Raw genomic sequence first — 18,609 nt, 5'->3', positions numbered from 1 at the left:
CGAAGGAGGGCCGTGCCCGCCGATCCCGCGATCACGCGCACCACGTGCGCCGGACGACCGGCGTGGCTGCTGCGCACCGCCCACAGCGCGATGCTGCTGTCCGTCGCGGACGGCCGGGCGCTGCTGCTCGACCACTGGGGCGGTGACGGCGGGGGCCTGGGCGGGAACTCCTACCTGCCGCACGTGCCGTGGAACCGGCCGTCGCAGGCACACTTCCTCGACGGCGTCCCGCTGGCCCACACCGCCTACGGCGACCCCGCGTACAAGGAACCGGGCCTGGTCGTCGCCCGCGCGGACGGCTCGGCGGTGTCGCGCCTGACCTGGCGCGACGACCGCGTGGAGGACGACGTCCTGGTGCTCGCCTTCGAGGACGCCGCGACGGGCCTGGTGGTGGAGCACCGGTTCGCGGTGCGGGCCGACCACGGCATCGTCGTGCGGGACGCGCGGGTGGTCAACCGGGGCACCCGCCCGCTGCGCGTCGAACGCCTCGCCAGCGCGGTGCTCGGCCTGCCCCCGGCGCGCTACGAGTCGTGGACGCTGCACGGCCGGTGGGGCGACGAGTACCGGCTGACCCGGCGCGGGCTGCCGCCGGGCAAGGTCGTGCTGGAGAGCCGGCGGGGCTTCACCAGCCACGAGGCCAACCCCTGGTTCGCGCTCGCGCGGGTCGGCGAGGAGGGACCGGTCTGGTTCGGCGCGCTGGCGTGGAGCGGCAACTGGTCGATCGTGCTGGAGACCGAGCGCAACGACGCGCTGCACGTGGTCGCGGGCCCGCACCCGTTCGACTCCACCTGGCACCTCGACCCCGGCGAGGACTACCGCACCCCGCCCCTGGTGTGCGGCTACACCGACGAGGGGCTGGACGGGGCCGCCCGGCTCCTGCACCGCCACCAGCGCGACCACGTCCTGCCCGCCCGGCACCGCGGCACGCCGCCCCCGGTGCACTACAACACCTGGCTCTCGACCTCCTTCGACGTCCGCTTCGACCACCAGGTGGCGCTCGCGCGGCGGGCCGCCGAACTCGGCGTCGAGCTGTTCGTGGTGGACGACGGCTGGTTCACCGGCCGCGACGACGACCGCGCGGGACTGGGCGACTGGGTGGTGGACCCGGCGAAGTTCCCCGACGGCCTGGCCCCGCTCGTGGCCGAGGTGCACCGGCTGGGCATGGGGTTCGGGATCTGGCTGGAACCCGAGATGGTCAACCCGGACAGCGACCTGTTCCGCGCCCACCCCGACCGGGTGCTGCACCTGCCCGACCGCGAGCCCACGCCGTCGCGCCACCAGCTGGTGCTCAACTTCGCGCGCGAGGACGTGCGGGAGGACGTGTTCGCCCGGGTCCGCCGGCTGCTGGCCGAGCAGCCGATCGACTTCGTCAAGTGGGACCACAACCGCCCCTACACCGAGGTGGGGTGGCCGCAGGCGCCGGAGCACCGGCGGCGCGAGGTGTGGGTGCGCCACGTCCGGGGCGTGTACGAGGTCATCGGGCGGTTGCGGGCCGAGTTCCCCGACCTGATGATCGAGACCTGCGCGGGCGGCGGCGGCCGGGTGGACCTGGGCATCCTGGGGCTGGCGGACCTCGCGCAGGTCAGCGACAACACCGACCCGGCCGACCGGCTGCGGGTGCAGTACGGGTTCACCCGCGCCTACGCGCCCCGGGCGATGGTCGGCTGGGTGACCGACGCGCCGGAGGCGACCACCGGTCGCACCACCCCGCTGGAGTTCCGCTTCCACGTCGCCATGCAGGGCGTGCTGGGCATCTCCGGCGACGTGCTGGGGTGGGACGAGGACGAGCGGGCGCGGGCGCGGGAGCTGATCGCCGAGTACAAGCGGCTGCGGCCCACCCTCCAGGACGGCGACCAGCACTGGCTGGTGCCGCCGTCGGACACCGGGCCCTGCGCCGTGCAGTACGTCTCCCGCGACCGCCGCGAGACCGTGCTGTTCCTGTACCAGGTGCGCGGGGTCGCGGGCGAGGGCGCGCGCCGCGTCCGGCTGCGCGGGCTGGACGCCGACCGCCGCTACCGGCGGCACGCCGACGGGCTCGTCAGCACCGGGGCCGCCCTGATGGCCGCCGGCGTGCCCGCCGCGTTCCCGCCACCGCCGCCGCCCCGGCACACCGGCGACTGGCGCAGCCGGGTCGAGCTGTGGCGGGCCGCGGAGGTGGCCGGGTGAGGGCGGCGCTGGTCGGCACCGGCTACATCGCCGGGCGGCACGCGGAGGCGCTGACCGGCCTGGGGGTCGAGATCGTCGGTCACGTGGGCCGCGCCGCGCCCGAGCGGGCCGCGCGGTGGGGCGGTCGGCCCTACGCCACCACGGCCGGGCTGCTGGCCGCCGAGGAGGTGGACGCGGCCTGGGTCTGCGTGCCGCCCGACGCCCACGGCGACATCGAGTTCGCGCTCATCGGGCGCGGCGTCCCGTTCTACGTCGAGAAGCCCGTGGGCGTCGACCTGGCCACCCCGCGCCGGATCGCCGCCGCGCTGGCCGAGCGCGGCACCACCGCCTGCGCGGGCTACTACTGGCGCGCCGCGGAGGTGGTCCCCGAGCTGCGCCGGATGCTCGCCGAGACGCCACCGCACCTCGTGCGCGCCGCCTGGCACGGCTCCGTGCCGCCCGCGCCGTGGTGGCGGGTCGCGGCCCGCGGCGGGGGGCAGGTGGTCGAGCAGGCCACTCACCTGGTCGACCTGGCCCGGTTCCTGCTCGGGGAGGCCGAGGTGCTCCACGCCGTCTCCCGGCACTCGGCCCTGCCCGTCCACCCGGACCTGGACGTGGCCACGGTGAGCGCGGCGACGCTCCGGTTCGCCTCGGGGGCGGTGGGCACGTTCACCGCGACCCCCGTCCTGCACGCCACGGTGGACGCGGGCATCGAGTTCTGCTGCGAGGGCCGCAGGCTCACCCTGACCAACCGCGTGCTGCGCCGGGAGGACGCCTCCGGGGTGCACGAGGTCCCGATCGGCCGCGACCCGCTGGTGATCGCCGACGAGCGGTTCCTCGCCGCGGTGCGGCGGGGCGAGCCGGGGCTGGTGGTGTGCGACTACGCGGACGCGGTGCGCACGCAGGAGCTGTGCTGCCGGGTGCGGGACTTCGGGGCGCCCGGCGGGGAGGAGCCCGACCCGGTCTAGGTGTTCTCCGGGGACGGCCAGTGCCGTCCGCGCCGGTTGCGCTGGTGGCGGCCGCGGCGGGCAGCGGCGTCGGGCGGTTCCGCGCGGTCCGGGTGGAGCACCGCGAACTCGCGCGCGGTCATGGTCATGAGCACCAGGTACCTGAACTCGCCCTGCGACAGGTTCGGGTCGAGGAAGCGCTTCTCCTCCCGGAAGCCGAGACCGGCGTGCAGGATCAGGGAGGCGAAGTTGCTGCCGTAGATGCCGACCTCGCAGGTCCGGTAACCGCGCCCGAACATGAGCGCCAGCAGGACTGTCACGGCGTCGGCCGCGTAGCCGCACCGCCGGTGCCGGGGGCCGATCCCGATGCCGTAGCTGAACCGGTCGGAGGTGGCGTCGGACCGGACCGTGGACACCGACCCGACCAGCACCCCGCTGCGCAGCGCCTCGATGGCGAACTGGAGGTCCCCGCCGGGGTCGGGGGTGCGGGTCCGGTGGGCCCCCCAGTGCCGGTAACCGCCGGCCTCCGGCGCCCGGCGGTCGGCGCAGTCCCGGTCGAACCCCATCAGCGTGCGCCGGTCACCGGGGTGGATCTCGCGTAACCGCACCTTCCGCCCCGACCAGCTCGGCGAACCCGACGACGTCAGGTCGACGCGGGCCGGCAGGTCCGGGGGGCGAGTCTGCGGGATCATCGGCCCGGACCCTACCGGATCACGGTGACGCGTCGGCGCTCGCCGAGGCGTGGAACGCGGGTGGCGCCACCACCTGCGCCGACCCGTTCACCGGGGCCGCTCGACGCGTCGAGCGGCCCCGGTGGGCCCGGCTCAGCTCGCGACGCAGGACGCGGTGGGGCCGGTGTTCGTGGTGCGCGACGTGCCGGTGAACCCGAACGCCGTGGTGGCGCCGGCGGCGAGCGCGCCGTTGTGGCCCGCGTTGCGCGCGGTCACCGCCGAACCGCTGCTGGTCACCGAGGCGTTCCAGGCGTTGGTGATGGCCTGGCCGTCCGCGAAGGTCCAGCGGACCGTCCACCCCCTGATCGCCGAGGCGCCCGCGGTGACCCTGACCTCGCCCTGGAACCCGCCCGGCCACTGGTTCACGACCCGGTAGGTGGCGGTGCAGCCGGCCCCGCCGCCGGGCGGCGTGGTGGTGGTCGTGGTCGTCGTGGTGGTGGTCGTGCCACGACCGTAGATGGCGGCTTCCCGGGACGTGGCCCTGATCCCGTTGGCGCCGTTGAAGACGCGCTGGCCCCAGGTGGTGAGCCGGGTCGGGTCGAACTCGGTGGCCATGTCCAGGACCGGGTCGGTGTTGCCGCTCCACGACCAGGCCAGGTAACCCAGGCCCCGCTTCTCCGCCTCGCCCAGGATCGTCTCGTGGTCCACCTCGTTCGCGGCGAACCGCCAGCCGAACTCCCCGATGACCAGCGGCCACCCGTTGGCCCGGAACCGGTCGAGGTAGTCGACGATGCTCGCGGCGGTGTTGAACACCGAGTACATGTGGATCGACAGCACGGTGTTGCGCGCGCTGTCGGCGTCGAGGACCTCCTGCGCGTTGTCCCGCATCACGTACTGCCAGTCCTGGCCCCAGTTCGGCCCGTCGACCATCAGCAGGTGCTGGAACCCGTTGGCGCGCATCTTCCGGATCGCGGCGGCGGTCGCGTCCGTCCACTGGGCGGCGTCGACGTTGCCGATCGGCTCGTTGCCGATGTTGACCACGACGTGGTTCTCCTGGCCGACCAGGGCGCTCTTCTGGCTGATCCAGTAGTCGACCGCCTGGTCCAGCGACGCGGCCGCGGCCTCCTCGCCGTAACCGGTGGTGTCGTGCACCTCCAGCACGCAGATGAGCCGGTTCCGCTTGCACAGGTCGATCACGGCGGCCGTGTCGGTGGACGGGCCCCACCGCTGGCCCGAGCCCAGCACCACCCGCACGGTGTTCGCGCCCAACGCCTTGACGTCGGCGAACGCGCTCGTCCGGCCGGTGAACCAGACGTGCGGGTGGTTGACGCCGCGCATCACGAAGGGCTGCCCGTTGGCCTCGACGATCCTGGTCCCGCTGACGTGCAGGCCCACCGCCGCGCCGGCCTGCGGCAGGGACACCGCCACGAACCCGGCGGCGGAGAGCAGCGCGACACCGATCGCCGCGAGCGTTCGTCTCATGACCTTCCTCCAGTCGAACACCGTTGTCCAACAACGCTTCCGGTCCGATCAGGACCCGGGCGATCGTTGACGAGCCTGCTCGGTGAACGCGCGTTCGACAACCCGTCGAACGCTTCGACACGCACGTCCGGGTGAAAAGCTTCGAACGCCCGGTTCGAACGCCGTCGAATCCGGACGCCACCGTTGACCACCACCCCGGCGGCTGCCACAGTTCGTTCCACCGTCGTCGGGAACCGCACTTCCGCGCTTTCGCCGCAGCGCGCCGGAGAACGGGCGACGAAGCCCGGGGAAGAGTGTCGATGGTGAACAGGACGCGGTGGGCCGCGGTGGTGGTCGCGCTGGTCGGGCTCCTGGTGGGGAACGCGGGTTCGGCGCAGGCCGCGACCTGGTCCTCCACCGACAAGTGGGGCACCTGGTCCAACGGTGGGTACACGGTCCGCAACAACGTCTGGGGCAGCGGCACCGGCCCGCAGACGATCTGGGCCAACTCCTACGGCAACTGGGGCGTGTGGGCGAACCACCCGAACACCGGTGGCGTGAAGTCCTACCCGCACTCGGCCAGGAACGTCGGCCGCAAGCTCAGCGGGTTGAGCAGGCTGTCCAGTTCGTTCGACGTCACCCGCCCCGGCAGCGGCGCCTACGCGACCGCGTACGACATCTGGGCCGACAACCACGCCTACGAGGTCATGATCTGGGTCAACAAGCAGGGCGCGGTGGGCCCCATCGGGGCGCGCGAGACCACCGTCTCGGTGGGCGGCCACACCTGGGACGTGCACCGCGGCTCGAACGGGTCGAACCAGGTGTTCTCCTTCGTGCGCACGAGCAACACCAACTCCGGCACGGTCGACGTGCTGGCGGTGCTGCGCTGGATCGGCACCCGCGGGTGGTACGGGGACGTGACGATCGGGGACGTGCAGTTCGGCTTCGAGATCACCTCGTCCGCGGGCGGGATGGACTTCAGGTCCAACAGCTTCTCCATCACCACCTGACGGTCGCGGCCCCGGAGGGGGCCGGGAACGCGGGGGGAGGGCCGGCCCGATCGGCCGACCCTCCCCCAAACCGTCCACACAGGACGGTCGTTCACCACGTCAGCGGCGCTTCTTGCCCGCCTTCTCCAGGGTCGTGCGCAGGGCGTGGTAGGCCGGCTTGCGACCGAAGTCCTCGGTCATGACCGTGGCCGAGCCCTCCCCCTCGAAGAACACCGGGACCCACGAGTACCTGTCGGTGAAGCCCCAGATGGTGAAGGAGTTGCAGTCGTCCACCTTCAGGCAGGCGTCGAGCGTGCGCTGGTAGTAGTCCGCCTGCTGCGCCAGCTGGGCCTCGGTGGGCGTGCCGCTCTCCGGCAGGTCCATCCGCACGTCCAGCTCGGTGATCGCGGTCTCCAGCCGGAGGTCGTCGAAGCGCTGGAGGTTGACCTGGAGGTCACCCGGGAAGCCGTACCGCGTGCTCAGGTGCGCCTGGGCGGAGAACCCGTGCACGGGCACCCGCTGGGCGCGCAGCTCCTTGATGAGCGCCAGGTAGGCGTTGCTCTTGGCGTTGACGCTCTCCACGCCGTAGTCGTTGAAGAACAGCTTCGCCCTGGGGTCGGCCTGGTGGGCCCAGCGGAACGCGTCCGCGACGATGCCCGGACCCAGCTCCCTGATCCAGATGTTCTCGCCGCGCAGCTGGCCGGCCTCGTTGAAGATCTCGTTGGCCACGTCCCACTGCTGGATGCGGCCCTGGTAGCGGCCGACCACGGTGAGGATGTGCTCGCGCAGGATCTCGCGCAGCTCCTCCTTGGTGAAGCCGCCCTGCTCCAGCCAGGCCGGGTTCTGGCTGTGCCACAGCAGGGTGTGGCCGCGGACGACCTGCCCGTTCTGCCGGGCGAACTTGACGATCTTGTCCGCCATGCCGAAGTTGTAGGTGTCCCGGTCGGGGCGGAGGTAGTCCCACTTCATCTGGTTCTCGGGCGAGACCGAGCTGAACTCCGCGGCCAGCAGCTTGCGGTACTGCTGGTCCGAGGTGAACGGGTCGGGGTAGGGCTGCTCCTCGTGGTGACCGCCGCCGGCCGCGGCGGTGCCGATGTAGAAGCCCTTGGGGGCCGCCTCGCGCAGGGTGTCCTTCTTGGCGTGGCCCGGCTGGTGGGCGGCTGCCGGCGCGGCCGAGGCCACGAGCGTCAACGGCACCGACAGCGCCACCGCGGCGACTGCGGCGGTGACCAGGTGGGTCGACTTCATCAGGGTCTCTCGCTTCCTCGCGATGTCACTTCGAAACTTTCGTTGTACTGGTTGAAATATTTCGAGTTGCCGGACCCTAAGATGACGGGCGCATTACCGTCAAGGGTCGGTCCCGCGCAGGTCGCGGCCCGCACCGCACCGGGCCGCCGTCAAGAGGACTTGCGCAGGTGCTTTCGAGCCGAACGCGAGAGCCCTTCACCCAGAACCCGCCCGACCACCACGCCCACCGCCGCGACCAGCGCCGCGCGCGACGCCCGGACCACGGCGCCGCGGCCGGGCCCGTCGACCACGTCGAAGCACTTCGGCGCGGCGCGGTGGTCCGCGGCCACCGCGAAGGCCCGGCACCCCCGGCCGTGCGCGTGGCGGGCGTGGGCGAGCAGGGCGGCAGCCACCGCGCCGCGGCCGGGCGGCACCGCCCGGCTCGGCACGCCCAGCTCGGTGAGCGCGCTGCCCACCAGGTCCGGCCCCGGGCCCGCACCGGTGTAGCAGGCCAGCGCGTGGTGCACCGGCCCGGCCGCGCGCAGCACCGCCGCGACCCGCGCGCGCACCAGCTCCGGCCGCGGCGCGTCCGGTCCCACGACACCGTCCACGTCGATCAGCAGCACCCGGTCCGCGGCTCCCACGGCGTCGATCCTGGCGTCGGGCGGGCCGACCGGCCTGTTCCCCCATCGGGTGATCCGCACGGGACCTGAACTCGGCACCCGGCGCCCTCGCCCCTCGGCCCAGCCCTCGCACCTCGCACCCCGGGCATCGCACCTCGCACCTCGCGGTCCGGGCATCGCGGTCCGGGCATCGCGGTCCGCGGCCAGTCCGCGGCTCAGCGCACCCGCCCTCCACGCGCTCGGCGACGGCCGGCAGCAGGGGCGCGCGGGTGGTGGACGCGCGTTGGGCGAGTCCGGGCCGTGCCGGCACGTCGGCCATCCGCCGCTCGACCGCGACGCGCTCACCCCGGGGGTGGAAGCCGGTGACCGCGACGGGCGCGGCGTAGCCGGTGTAGCGCAGCCACGCCGCGGTGACCACCAGGTCGCGGTCCTCGGCGGGCACCGTGACCGACAGCTCCCGGGCCCGCGCCGCCACCGCCCGGGTGTGCCGCCACCGGTCCCCCGGGCCCGCCGACAGCCGTTCGGCCGGCTCGCCCGCAGCCGCCGGTCCGCACTCCCGCACTTCCCCCGCGATCACCCGACAGGACTGGCCGGTGAGCGGGTCCGGTGATCGAACGGCCGGTGAAATCCGGCGGCGAACCGGTGAACCCGCCCGGGGGCGGGTGTCCGGTGTGGAGCGACGGCGCTCAGGGCGGGCCGAGGTCGAGCGACAGCGCCGACAGGCACGCGGCGACCACCAGCGCCGCCACGGTCGGCGGCACGGCGGGGTCGACGGGCCCGGTCGCGCCCTGTCGGGACCGCGCGGCCACGGCCAGCACCACCGACGTGGCGGCGACGAGGACCGCGGGCAGGGTCGTCCACCCCCACCGCTGCCGGACCGCCACGTGGAGCAGCAGCAGGGCGCACGCCGCGGCCGCCATCGCGGTGCGCCGCCAGGCCAGGACCGTGCGCTCCGGCTGGAGGCCCGGATCGCGCTCCCGGCTCACGCGAACACGACCAGCACCGCCGCGAACCCGGCCAGCACGAGCACGGCCGCGGTGAGCACGACCAGCACGCGGTTGCGGGGCAGCGCGGCGCCCGACCGCATGGCCGCCTGCACCCGCCGCCACCGCGGGAAGCTCGTGCCCGCCACCAGCACCGCCAGCGCGAGGCACCCCACGGCCAGCGCGGTGGTCGCCCACGGCACCTCGAACGGCGGCACCAGCTGCCGCACCGCGACACCGGCCGCCAGCAGGCCCAGCGCGGTGCGGATCCAGGCCAGGAAGGTGCGCTCGTTGGCCAGGGTGAACCGGTAGTCCGGTTCGTGGTCGGTCTGTGGCCGTTCGGCCGCCATCGGCGCTCCTCGGGGTCGTGCCTGCCGCGCCGGGCCGTGCTCCGCCGGTCGCCCCGGGAACGCTATCGTCGCGGGGGGTCGGACCGCCTGATCGGCGCCGGTCGGACCACGGAAAGCGGAGGCGCGCGTGAACGGCTCGGGGAGGTGGCTGCCCGCCGGGGACCGTCCCGGGCGCGGCGCCTGGTTGGGGCCTCTCTCGCTGGGGTTGAGCCTGCTCAGCTGGCCGATCCCGGCGGGCGGCGCGGCGGTGGCGGTGGTGGCCGTGGGGTTCGGGGTGCTGTCGATGTCCACCCGGACCGAGTACCGGGTCGACTGGACCGCGGTCGTCGGCGTCTCCGTCGGCCTGCTCCAGCTGGCCCTGTCGCTGATGCTGCTGGTCATGGCCGCCAACGGGCACTGAGCGCGGGTCGTGGCGCACGGCGCGGGGATTGGGCGCCGGGGCGGTCGGGTACCCCACCACCGACAGCCATCGACAACCGGGAGGACGACATGATCGGGTTCATCGTCGCCGGCTTGGTCATCGGCGCGCTCGCCCGACTGATCAAACCCGGCAAGCAGCGCCTGGGCATCGTGGCGACGCTGCTGCTCGGGCTGGTCGGTTCGGTCATCGGCGGCACGATCGCCAACCTGCTCGGCACCGGCGGCGTCTTCGAGCTCAACGTCCTGGGCTTCATCGTCGCGGTGATCGCGTCCGTGCTGCTCATCGGCGTCGCGGAGGGCATCGCCGGCGGTCGCCGCACGAGCCCGCGGTAAGCGCCCACGCCACAACGACACCACGCGGTGTGCGGGAACCCCCGCACACCGCGTTTTCGGCTGCGCGAGCGGATGCGCCACGTGATCGGGTGAGCGCTAACAGCTACGGGTTTCAAGCTCTTGCCCGCGTTCGTGTTAGCGATAACATGCGGAGCGCACGCCGACTCGCGCACCGAAGGGCCGCCCGATGCTCCGCTACCCCCTGCTGCACCCGCCGCTGCTCTCCGCCCTGGCCACGGCCGGCCACGGCAGCCGGGTGCTGCTCGCGGACGCGAACTACGCGCACCGCACCAACGTCCACCACCGCGCCGAGCTGGTGCACCTCAACCTGCGCCCCGGCCTGCTCACCGTGGACCAGGTGCTGGAGCCGCTGCTCACCGCCGTCCCGGTCGAGGCCGTGCACACCATGCGCCCCGACGAGGGCGGCACTCCCCCGGCGTGGGCGGACTACGAGCGCCTGCTCGGCCCCGAGCTGCCCCTGCGACCGCTGGCGCGGCAGGACTTCTACGACGCCTGCCGCGGTCCCGAGCTGGCCGTGTGCGTGGCGACCGGTGACGGCCGCCTCTACGCCAACGTCCTGCTGACCATCGGCTTCGTGGCCTGACGCTCAGGCCCCGGCGTGCGGGGGCAGCACCGCGACCGGGCACGCCGCCCGGTCCACCACCGACTGGCTGACCGACCCGAACAGGGCTCGGCGCACCACCCCCGCCCCGTGGCTGCCGACCACCAGCAGCCCGGCGGTCCGGGCGGCCGCGAGCAGCACCTCCACCGGCGGCCCCGGGACGACCTCCACGCGGGCGCGGACCCCCGGGTGCAGGCGCGCGCACTCCGCCAGGTCGGCGTCCTCCTCGACCCGGTACGGGACCGCGCCGTCGGCCACCGCGTGCACCGCCAGGAGCCCCACCCCGGCGCGCTCGGCGAACTCGTGCGCGAACCGGAGCGCCCGACCGCCGATCGGCGAACCGTCGACCCCGACCACCACCGGACCGCCCTCACCGCGCGCCTCCCCGGCACCTCCCGGGGTACCGCCTTCCCCCGCGCCCTCTTCCCCGGCGCCCTCTTCCCCGGTGCCCTCTTCCCCGGCGCCCTCTCCCCCGGCGCCCCCTTCCCCGGCGCGCACCACCACCACCGGCCGGGCGCACGCCTGCACGACCTGCGCCGCGGTCGAGCCCAGCAGGACGCTCGTCACGCCACCGCCGTCCGAGTGCCCGACCACGACGAACGCCGCGCCCTCCGCCGCCCGCACCAGCACGTCCGCCGGATCGCCCGGCACCACCTCGGCCCGGACGTCCACCGCGCCGCGGGCCCGGCACCGCCGCGCCACGTCGTCGAGCAGGTCGCGCGCCCACTGCCGCATCGCCTCCTCCCCCGCGACGTCGACCGGCTGGTGCAGGTGGACCTGCTCGTAGAGCGGCCACCGCAACCCGTGGACCAGCAGCAGGGGCAGCCCCCACAGCGCCGCCCGCCGGGCCGCCCACTCGGCCGCCCGCGCGGCCCCGTCGGTGCCGTCGACCCCCACGACGACCTGCTCACCGGACATCGGCGTCTCCCTTCGGCCCTGGGCCCAGCGGGGTCCTGCCCACGGTTACCCGGTGTCAACCCGCAGCGGTGACCCCTTCGGCGCAACACGGTCCGCGCAAACGGCCGGTATCCCACCACCGGGTGGTTGCGGGTGCCGCTTCCCACGCCGTACGGTCGCGATGTCCACGCGACAGCGCTACGCGGAGCGACGAATCGGGTTGAACAGGGGCTCGGTTGCCGGTTCTCGTACCGACCGAGGAGTGCCGCTTGGGTGACATCACCACCACCACGACCGTCAGCACGGGCGACCGGTGGGGCGTGCCCGTGGTCGGGCTCGTCGGCGAGGTCGACATGGTCTGCGAGGTCCCCGCGCGGGCCGCCCTGGTCGAGCAGCTCGACCGCCGCCCCGCCGGACTGGTGCTGGACCTGACCGCCGTCGACTTCTTCGGCTCCACCGGGATCCGGCTGCTCGTCGAGGCGTGCGGGCGGGCCGAGCGCCACGGGACGGCCATCGCCGTGGCCACCAGCCGGCGCGCGGTCCTGCGCACCCTGGAGATGACGCTGGTCGACGAGCTGGTGGACGTCCACCCCACGGTGCCCGACGCCCTGGAGGCGCTGCGGGCCGCCGGCGTCCCGTTCCCCCGGCAGCCCGCCGCCTGCCGCTGAAGGACCCCCGCACGCCCCGGCGCCGACCACCGCGGTGCGGTCCGGCACCCCCGCGCCGACCGCGCCGGCGCGGTCCGGTCACCGGAACACCGAAAACGCCTTCCGCGAGGCCCCGACGGGGCTAGCCTGGTCGCCCGTCCACATCGTGGACACCTCCGGTCTTCTCGCTGAGAGGAGGTCTCGGTGGCCCCGCCGGACTTACCGAACTCGTCCCGCACCACCGCACCGACCGCTTCCTACGTCAACGTCGTCGCGCACCAGGACGACGACATCCTGTTCCTGAACCCGGACCTGGCGAACTCGATCGCCGCCGGGCGGCCCAACACCACCATCTACCTCACCGCCGGCGAGGCGACCCGGCCGCTCGGGTCCGGCCGGCCGGACGACCCGCCGTTCGACGAGTGCGGCAGCCGCGGCGACCTCGACCGCGAGGACTACGCCCGGTGCCGGCAGCTCGGCATCCGCGCCGCGTACGCGCACATGGCGGACGTGGCCGACGAGTGGACCGAGGACCTGCTGACCGCCGACATCGGCGACACCTCGTTCACCGTCGAGGTGCACACCCTGGTCGACCACCCTGACCTCAGGCTGGTGTTCCTCGACCTGCCGGAGTGGGGCAACCTCTCCGACGACGTCACCGTCCCCGAGGACGAGGGGCACACCCCGACCCACCGCGGCGCGAGCCTGTACCACCTCTGGTCCAACGAGCGCGGCGCGCGGACCATCGTGCCCAGCGGCTCGCTGCTGTACGACTCGGACACCCGCAACTGGTTCCCCGACCGGGACCACCTGATCTCGTTGCTGCGCCACCTGTTCGCCTGGCTGCGGCCGACCGTGGTCCGCACCCAGGACCCCGACCCGGACCCCCGGCACGAGGACCCCGCCTGGCTGCACGACCACAGCGACCACGTCAGCGGCGCCCGCTTCGCGACCGAGGCCGCGTTCGGCTACGACGGTCCCGACGGCCGCCCGGTGGCGCGGGTGGTGCCCTACCGCTGCTACAACATCCAGCACTCGCAGGTGAACCTGGACGCGGGCCGGCGGGCGGACAAGGCGGCCACCTTCTCCGCGTACGAGGGCTGGGACACCGACTCCGCCCTGGAGGGCATCTACGCGGCCTGGACGCAGCGGATGGTCTACCGCCACACCACCGGGACCACGTGGGCGGGGCTGAACGAGGACGGCCGGCCGCAGGTGTTCGCCGCGCAGGGCAACCGGCTGGTGACGTGGTGGCGGAAAGCCTCGGGCCAGTGGTCGGGGCCACTGGCCTACAAGGTGCCCGGCCCGCTCGCGCCGGGGGTGTCGGTCACGACGAACGAGGACGGCCGGCTCCAGGTCTTCGCCCGCAGGCTGGACGACCACGAGATCGTCACGACGTGGCAGGTGGCGGTGAACGGCGCCTTCGCCGGCTGGGCCGGGCTCGGCAACCCCAACGGGGGCACCGACCTGGCCGCCCAGGTGGGGACGCCGGTCGCGAAGCTGACCGCGGACGGCCGAATCCGGGTGTTCGTCAAGAACGGCGGCGGCGGGTTGAGCGTCCTGGCGCAGGCCGAGCCCGACGGCGCGTTCGAGGACTCGTGGCAGGACGCGGCCGGCTCGGGGTTGCAGGACGGCCTCGCGGTCGGGCTGGACCGCTCCGGCGGCGTCGACGTCTTCGGCTACGCGGTGCAGGACGGCGTCGGCCGCATCCGGCACTGGTCCGCGCCGCCGCCGGACGAGGACGGCCCCGTCGGTCCCTTCGCGCCCCGACCCGACCTGGTCTCGTTCGAGTCGTCCGGCCCGCCGTCGCTGGCCACCACCTGCGACGGCGAGCAGGACGTCTTCTACCGGCTGGCGGCCAACGACTCCGGCGACCTGGCCGGCTGGGTCGGCCACACCCGGCAGCTGCCCGACGGCGGCTGGACCGCGCTGGGCGAGACGACCTCCGGCCACGGCGGGGTGGGGCAGCCCGCCGTGGCGGACGCGCCCGGTCCCCTCCGGGAGGATGGGCGGATCGCCGTGTTCACCACGAACCGCGGCGGGGGCGTCAGCGCCACCCGGCTGACCGCGCCGGACGAGGAGCCCGAGCCGGAGTGGGCGGACCTGGGCGGCTTCATCATCGGCCAGCCCGCCGCCCTGGTCGACCAGGAGGGCCGGATCGCCGTGTTCGGGTTGACCGACGACGGGGGCGTGGTGGTCCGCGAGCAGTCGGAGGCGGGGCGCTCCGCGCCGTTCGACGAGTGGACCGCGCTGCCCGCGCCCTAGCCGCTCGGCCGCGACGGCGGCGGGCACCGCCGGCGCGACGGGTCGGCGCACCCGCGGGTGAACCTTGCGATCACCTTGCGACGGCGGCGGTGGCCGGTTCCGTGGGGGAGGATCGGGGGTGACATGGACTCCTCCCCCACCGAGCGCGACGCACCGCCGCCTGCCACCGCGCGCGCCACCGGCCGGCGGCCGGACCCCGACCGGTGAGGGGGGTGCACCGGTTCTCGCTGCGCTGGCGCGTGGCGATGGTGCTCGGCATCGGGTCGCTGCTGCTGACCAGCGTGCTCGCCCTGGTGGTGTGGAACCTGGCCTCGGGCTACATGCTGCGCCAGCGCGAGCAGAGCGCGGTGCGGCAGGCCGAGGTGAACGTGCGCCTGGTGGACGAGTCGCTGCGGACGGGCTCGCACGGGCTGGAGGAGCTGCTGACCGGGCTCACCGCGAGCCCGGACACCACGATCCTGCTGTTCCGCCCCGGCCGGGTGCTCACCAGCGGCAGGCAGGTCGACGCGTCCGTGCTGCCGCCCCCGCTGCTGCGGATGGGCCGCGAGGGCGTGCCCGCCGGCCAGCGGCTGATCGTGGACGGCATCCCGGTCTACGCGGTGACCCTGCCCATCACCAACGCCGAGGGCGTGTACGTGGAGATGGCGCCGATGGTGCAGCTGGACCGGACGTTCCGGTTCCTCAGCGCGGTGCTGGTGACCACGACCGTGGCCAGCGGCCTGCTCGGGGTCATGCTGGGTTCGTGGGCGAGCAGGCGCGCCCTGCGCCCGCTGACCGCGTTGACCGCCGCCGCGTCGCGCATCGCGGGCGGCGACCTCAAGGCCCGGCTGCCCGAGCAGTCCGACCCGGACCTGACGCCGCTGGCCACGACGTTCAACGCCACCGCCGACGCGCTGGAGCGGCGCGTGCTGCGCGACGCCCGGTTCGCCGGCGACGTCAGCCACGAGCTGCGCTCCCCCCTGACCACCATGGTCAACGCCGCCGAGGTGCTGCGCCGCCGCCGCACCGAGATCCCCGGCACCGCCGGACGGGCGCTGGACCTGCTCACCTCCGAGGTCGACCGGTTCGCCCGCATGGTGGTGGACCTGCTGGAGATCTCCCGCGCCGACCAGCAGGTGGACGACCCGACGCCGGAGCCGATCGACCTGGCCGCGCTGGTGACGAACGTGCTGGCGGCGCGGCCGGGCGCGCCGGTGCCGCTGGAGGCCGACGGGACCTCCCCGCACGTGCTGGGCGACCGCCGCAGGCTGGACCGGGTGGTGAGCAACCTGCTGGACAACGCCGCGCGCCACGCGGGCGGCGCGGTGCGGGTGGCGGTGCTGCGGCGGGCCGGGCAGGCGCGGCTGGAGGTGGACGACGAGGGGCCGGGGGTGCCGGTCGAGCTGCGCGAGCGGATCTTCGAGCGGTTCGACCGGGGCACGCGGGCGGGCAGCCGCGGCACCGACACCGGCAGCGGCCTGGGCCTGGCCCTGGTCGCCCAGCACGTGCAGCGCCACGGCGGCTCGGTCCGCGTCGAGGAGCGGCCCGGTGGCGGGGCCAGGTTCGTCGTGGAGATACCGGAGGCGCAGCTGTGACGACCCGACCGCGCGGGACCACGAGGGCGGCGCTGCTGCTGTGCGCGGCCGCGGTGGCGCTGCTGACCGGCTGCGGCGTCACCGCGCAGGACCAGCCGCAGCCGCTGGTGACCTCGCCGGTCAACCCGGCGCCGACGCCGACGCTCACCCAGCGGCCGGACCCGACCACCTCGTCCGCCGCCACCACCACGACGACGGCCACCACCTCCTCGACCTGACGACCCGGACGGCGGTGGGTCGATCGTCAGGGACTCGTCAGGTCGAACACCTGCGGCTTCCCGCAAGATGGAGGGACAACCAGGACAAACCGGGAGCAGCCGTGGTCAACCGTCACCAGCAGGACCCGTACCTCCGCCAAGCCGTGGACGAACTGACCGCCGAGTACCGCGGGCGGTTGCCGCGCAGCGTGGTCGCGCGCACCGTGCTCGGCGCGCGCCAGGACCTGGAGGGGCAGATCCAGCCGGAGGCGCTGGCCGAGATGCTGCACCGGCTCGCGCGCTACCGGCTCGACGCCACGATCCTCCCGCTGGTCGGGACCTGCTGACCCGGTCTCCGCGCACCCCGCCACGACCGGCGGGCACGCCCTGCTGGGCCGATCCGGTGGCCGGTCCGGGCAGCGCCCCTCCGGTGACCCCGCCCGTGGTCTGCTGTAGCGGGGTGAGGCGCCGAGGGTGCGGGGGCGGGGATGGACGAGCAGCGACCGGGCGAGGAAGAGCGAGGGGCCGAGCCGACGCCGCAGACCAGGCCGGCACCGCACGCCGGGCCGGCACCGGAGGTCGAGCCGGCGCGACGGGTCCGGCCAACACCGCCGACCGGATCAGCACCGCAGGCCGACCGGGTGGGCGGAACACCGGGCACCTGGTCACCGGACGGCGCGGACCGGCCCGAGGCCGTGGCGCGGCAGGAGTGGTTCGACGACACCCCGACCGACCCGAGGCTGCCCGTCCTGCCCCCACCGCCACCCGCGCGGTCGAGGGCCGCCGCCGTGCTGCTGAACCTCACCGGGATCGGGGTGGGGTACGCCTACCTGGGCCGTCGGGTGCGGGCGTGGGTGGCGGCCGTCGTCGCGGTGGCGCTGGTGCTCATCGCCTGCTCGATCGACGCGGCGGAGTCGCCCCGGCTGTGGCTCGCGGTCGCCGTGGTCTGGCTCGCGGCCCTGGCGCTCGACGCCCACCGGCTCGCCGCGCGGCACCCGCGCCCGCACGACCGGTCCGCCAGGACGGCCGCGGTGCTGGCCGGCGCGCTGGCCGGGGTGGTCGACGCGGGCGCGGACGCCGGGTACGGCCTGGCCGGGCGCGCCGCCCGCGACGACGCGACCGCGGCGCAGGCGGCCGGCGACTGCGCGACCGCCACCGCCGGGTTCGACGCGGTCACCGGCCCCTACCGGCTGGCCCCGGGCGCCGACGTGGCCGGGGCGAGGCGGGCGCGGGTCGAGTGCGAGGACTACCAGCGGGCCGTCGAGTCGCGGCAGGGCGACCGCCACCCCCGGGCGGTGGCCGGGTTCCTGCGGTTCCGGCAGGACCACCCGGACAGCGTGCTGGGACCGTTCGCCCGCGAGAACCTGGTCGAGTCCTACGCGGCCTGGGCCCGGGAGCTGACGGAGGACCAGCGGCTCGACGACGCCGTCGTCGTCTACCGCGACCTGGTCGAGGAGGAGCCGTCCTTCCGACCCGAGGCGGCCCGGACCTACCTGCTGCTGGCGCGCACCCCCTCGTCGACCGAACCGGTGGAGCGCGCCCGGGAAGCGGTGGGCGCGCTGCTGGTCGTCGTGGACGAGTTCGGGGACACGCCGGCCGCCGCCGAGGTGCCCGGCGCGCTCGACGCCGCCTACGCCGAGGCCGCCGCGCCTTACGCGCGCGGCGAGTTCTGCAACGCCCTGTCGCCGCTGGAGCACTTCGCGGAGCTGACCCACCAGGCCACCGGGAAGGTGGCGGGCGAGGCCCGGGACGCCCTGCCGCGCGCCGTGCTGGAGTGCGGGCTCGGGCAGCTGCGCGAGGGGCGGTCGGGGAACGCGGTCACCACGCTGGAGCGGTTCGTCACCGCCTACCCCGGGCACGGCGACGCCGCGCAGGCCCGGTCGGCGCTGATCTCGGCCAAGGTCGCGGTCGGCACCGGCGCGCGGTTGCCGGTGCCCGCGCCGCTGGGCGCCGCCGGTCCGGTGCGGGTGACGTTCTACAACGGCGTCAACGCGCCGGTCAGCGTGCGGGTGGCCGGGTCGACCGCGCACGAGTTCGACCTGCCCGCCTGCCCGAGCTGCCCGCCGTCGTTCGCACCGGGCACGGGCGGCGCCGCGTGCCCCTCGTTCGCCGGGCTGCCCGGCCACACCATGGGGCTGAACGCGGGCGAGCACCACGTGCTGGGCGAGTACCTGTCCGCGACGGACCTCGCCGAACCGCTCGACGCGGGCGGTGGGCCCGACCTGTACTGCCTCTACCTGGTGCGGGCGTCCTGACCG

General features: G+C 74.8%; 19 protein-coding genes. 12 read left to right on the top strand and 7 right to left on the bottom strand.

Annotated features, from left to right (window positions below):
- Positions 1-12 precede the first annotated feature (12 nt).
- A complete protein-coding gene (locus ACFP3R_RS01495) occupies positions 13-2,166 on the top strand; it encodes an alpha-galactosidase (protein WP_380631962.1) in 2,154 nt (717 codons plus the stop codon).
- Positions 2,163-3,113 carry a Gfo/Idh/MocA family protein gene (locus ACFP3R_RS01490; RefSeq protein WP_380631961.1) on the top strand — a complete coding sequence of 317 codons (951 nt, stop codon included), beginning with the start codon at positions 2,163-2,165 and terminating at the stop codon, positions 3,111-3,113. Before ACFP3R_RS01495 ends, ACFP3R_RS01490 begins: the two co-directional genes overlap by 4 nt.
- Here the strand turns inward: ACFP3R_RS01490 and ACFP3R_RS01485 are convergent.
- Together ACFP3R_RS01485 and ACFP3R_RS01480 are read right to left on the bottom strand one after the other, a co-directional pair.
- Positions 3,110-3,784 carry a GNAT family N-acetyltransferase gene (locus ACFP3R_RS01485; protein ID WP_380631959.1) on the bottom strand — a complete coding sequence of 225 codons (675 nt, stop codon included), beginning with the start codon at positions 3,782-3,784 and terminating at the stop codon, positions 3,110-3,112. The genes ACFP3R_RS01490 and ACFP3R_RS01485 overlap by 4 nt on opposite strands.
- Positions 3,785-3,916: 132 nt before the next feature.
- A complete protein-coding gene (locus ACFP3R_RS01480; protein WP_380631957.1) occupies positions 3,917-5,245 on the bottom strand; it encodes a cellulase family glycosylhydrolase in 1,329 nt (442 codons plus the stop codon).
- A 299-nt stretch (positions 5,246-5,544) separates the two neighbouring features.
- Here ACFP3R_RS01480 and ACFP3R_RS01475 point away from each other — a divergent pair, with 299 nt between their 5' ends.
- Positions 5,545-6,234, top strand: coding sequence for a glycoside hydrolase family 12 protein (locus ACFP3R_RS01475; RefSeq protein ID WP_380631955.1), 690 nt, complete (start codon positions 5,545-5,547; stop codon positions 6,232-6,234).
- Positions 6,235-6,333: 99 nt separating this feature from the next.
- Here the strand turns inward: ACFP3R_RS01475 and ACFP3R_RS01470 are convergent, their stop codons facing one another.
- The 4 genes from ACFP3R_RS01470 to ACFP3R_RS01455 all read right to left on the bottom strand — a co-directional run bounded on the left by ACFP3R_RS01470 (position 6,334) and on the right by ACFP3R_RS01455 (position 9,396).
- Positions 6,334-7,461 carry an endo-1,4-beta-xylanase gene (locus ACFP3R_RS01470; protein ID WP_380631954.1) on the bottom strand — a complete coding sequence of 376 codons (1,128 nt, stop codon included), beginning with the start codon at positions 7,459-7,461 and terminating at the stop codon, positions 6,334-6,336.
- A gap of 149 nt (positions 7,462-7,610) precedes the next feature.
- Positions 7,611-8,084 (bottom strand): hypothetical protein, encoded by a 474-nt coding sequence (locus ACFP3R_RS01465; protein ID WP_380631952.1) that lies wholly within the window; start codon positions 8,082-8,084, stop codon positions 7,611-7,613.
- Positions 8,085-8,749: 665 nt separating this feature from the next.
- On the bottom strand, positions 8,750-9,049 hold the full coding sequence (locus ACFP3R_RS01460) for a DUF202 domain-containing protein (RefSeq protein ID WP_380631950.1): 300 nt from the start codon (positions 9,047-9,049) through the stop codon (positions 8,750-8,752).
- Positions 9,046-9,396 (bottom strand): YidH family protein, encoded by a 351-nt coding sequence (locus ACFP3R_RS01455; RefSeq protein WP_380631948.1) that lies wholly within the window; start codon positions 9,394-9,396, stop codon positions 9,046-9,048. Before ACFP3R_RS01455 ends, ACFP3R_RS01460 begins: the two co-directional genes overlap by 4 nt.
- Before the next feature lie 127 nt (positions 9,397-9,523).
- Here ACFP3R_RS01455 and ACFP3R_RS01450 point away from each other — a divergent pair, with 127 nt between their 5' ends.
- The 3 genes from ACFP3R_RS01450 (at position 9,524) to ACFP3R_RS01440 (ending at position 10,753) form a co-directional block, all read left to right on the top strand.
- The gene (locus ACFP3R_RS01450; RefSeq protein ID WP_380631947.1) at positions 9,524-9,796 is read left to right on the top strand and encodes a hypothetical protein; all 273 of its coding nucleotides are present in this window, start codon (positions 9,524-9,526) and stop codon (positions 9,794-9,796) included.
- An 89-nt stretch (positions 9,797-9,885) separates the two neighbouring features.
- Complete coding sequence (locus ACFP3R_RS01445) at positions 9,886-10,149, top strand: GlsB/YeaQ/YmgE family stress response membrane protein (protein ID WP_380631946.1); 264 nt, start codon at positions 9,886-9,888, stop codon at positions 10,147-10,149.
- 187 nt (positions 10,150-10,336) lie between these two features.
- A complete protein-coding gene (locus tag ACFP3R_RS01440; protein ID WP_380631944.1) occupies positions 10,337-10,753 on the top strand; it encodes an RbsD/FucU family protein in 417 nt (138 codons plus the stop codon).
- Positions 10,754-10,756: 3 nt separating this feature from the next.
- Here the strand turns inward: ACFP3R_RS01440 and ACFP3R_RS01435 are convergent, their stop codons facing one another.
- Complete coding sequence (locus tag ACFP3R_RS01435) at positions 10,757-11,689, bottom strand: universal stress protein (RefSeq protein ID WP_380631942.1); 933 nt, start codon at positions 11,687-11,689, stop codon at positions 10,757-10,759.
- 248 nt (positions 11,690-11,937) lie between these two features.
- Here ACFP3R_RS01435 and ACFP3R_RS01430 point away from each other — a divergent pair, with 248 nt between their 5' ends.
- The 6 genes from ACFP3R_RS01430 (at position 11,938) to ACFP3R_RS01405 (ending at position 18,606) form a co-directional block, all read left to right on the top strand.
- On the top strand, positions 11,938-12,336 hold the full coding sequence (locus ACFP3R_RS01430) for an STAS domain-containing protein (protein ID WP_380631940.1): 399 nt from the start codon (positions 11,938-11,940) through the stop codon (positions 12,334-12,336).
- Between the two features lie 183 nt (positions 12,337-12,519).
- A complete protein-coding gene (locus tag ACFP3R_RS01425) occupies positions 12,520-14,580 on the top strand; it encodes a DUF8189 domain-containing protein (RefSeq protein WP_380631938.1) in 2,061 nt (686 codons plus the stop codon).
- Between the two features lie 203 nt (positions 14,581-14,783).
- Entirely contained in the window at positions 14,784-16,154 is a 1,371-nt protein-coding gene (locus tag ACFP3R_RS01420) for a HAMP domain-containing sensor histidine kinase (protein ID WP_380631937.1), read from the top strand.
- Entirely contained in the window at positions 16,151-16,372 is a 222-nt protein-coding gene (locus ACFP3R_RS01415) for a hypothetical protein (RefSeq protein WP_380631936.1), read from the top strand. Before ACFP3R_RS01420 ends, ACFP3R_RS01415 begins: the two co-directional genes overlap by 4 nt.
- Before the next feature lie 101 nt (positions 16,373-16,473).
- The gene (locus ACFP3R_RS01410; RefSeq protein WP_380631934.1) at positions 16,474-16,698 is read left to right on the top strand and encodes a hypothetical protein; all 225 of its coding nucleotides are present in this window, start codon (positions 16,474-16,476) and stop codon (positions 16,696-16,698) included.
- A 294-nt stretch (positions 16,699-16,992) separates the two neighbouring features.
- Positions 16,993-18,606: a tol-pal system YbgF family protein gene (locus tag ACFP3R_RS01405; protein ID WP_380631933.1), complete on the top strand. Its 1,614-nt coding sequence runs from the start codon at positions 16,993-16,995 to the stop codon at positions 18,604-18,606.
- Positions 18,607-18,609: the final 3 nt, after the last annotated feature.

The organism is Saccharothrix lopnurensis (genome assembly GCF_042658445.1).
Classification (GTDB): domain Bacteria; phylum Actinomycetota; class Actinomycetes; order Mycobacteriales; family Pseudonocardiaceae; genus Actinosynnema; species Actinosynnema lopnurensis.
Note: the sequence above shows the minus strand (reverse complement) of the source record. Positions and strands in the feature narration are given on the sequence as shown.

Coding starts and splice junctions, on each gene's coding strand:
- ACFP3R_RS01485 (WP_380631959.1), bottom strand. CDS start 3,784: ATGATCCCGCAGACTCGCCCCCCGGACCTGCCGGCCCGCGTCGACCTG.
- ACFP3R_RS01480 (WP_380631957.1), bottom strand. CDS start 5,245: ATGAGACGAACGCTCGCGGCGATCGGTGTCGCGCTGCTCTCCGCCGCC.
- ACFP3R_RS01475 (WP_380631955.1), top strand. CDS start 5,545: ATGGTGAACAGGACGCGGTGGGCCGCGGTGGTGGTCGCGCTGGTCGGG.
- ACFP3R_RS01445 (WP_380631946.1), top strand. CDS start 9,886: ATGATCGGGTTCATCGTCGCCGGCTTGGTCATCGGCGCGCTCGCCCGA.
- ACFP3R_RS01435 (WP_380631942.1), bottom strand. CDS start 11,689: ATGTCCGGTGAGCAGGTCGTCGTGGGGGTCGACGGCACCGACGGGGCC.
- ACFP3R_RS01455 (WP_380631948.1), bottom strand. CDS start 9,396: ATGGCGGCCGAACGGCCACAGACCGACCACGAACCGGACTACCGGTTC.
- ACFP3R_RS01440 (WP_380631944.1), top strand. CDS start 10,337: ATGCTCCGCTACCCCCTGCTGCACCCGCCGCTGCTCTCCGCCCTGGCC.
- ACFP3R_RS01470 (WP_380631954.1), bottom strand. CDS start 7,461: ATGAAGTCGACCCACCTGGTCACCGCCGCAGTCGCCGCGGTGGCGCTG.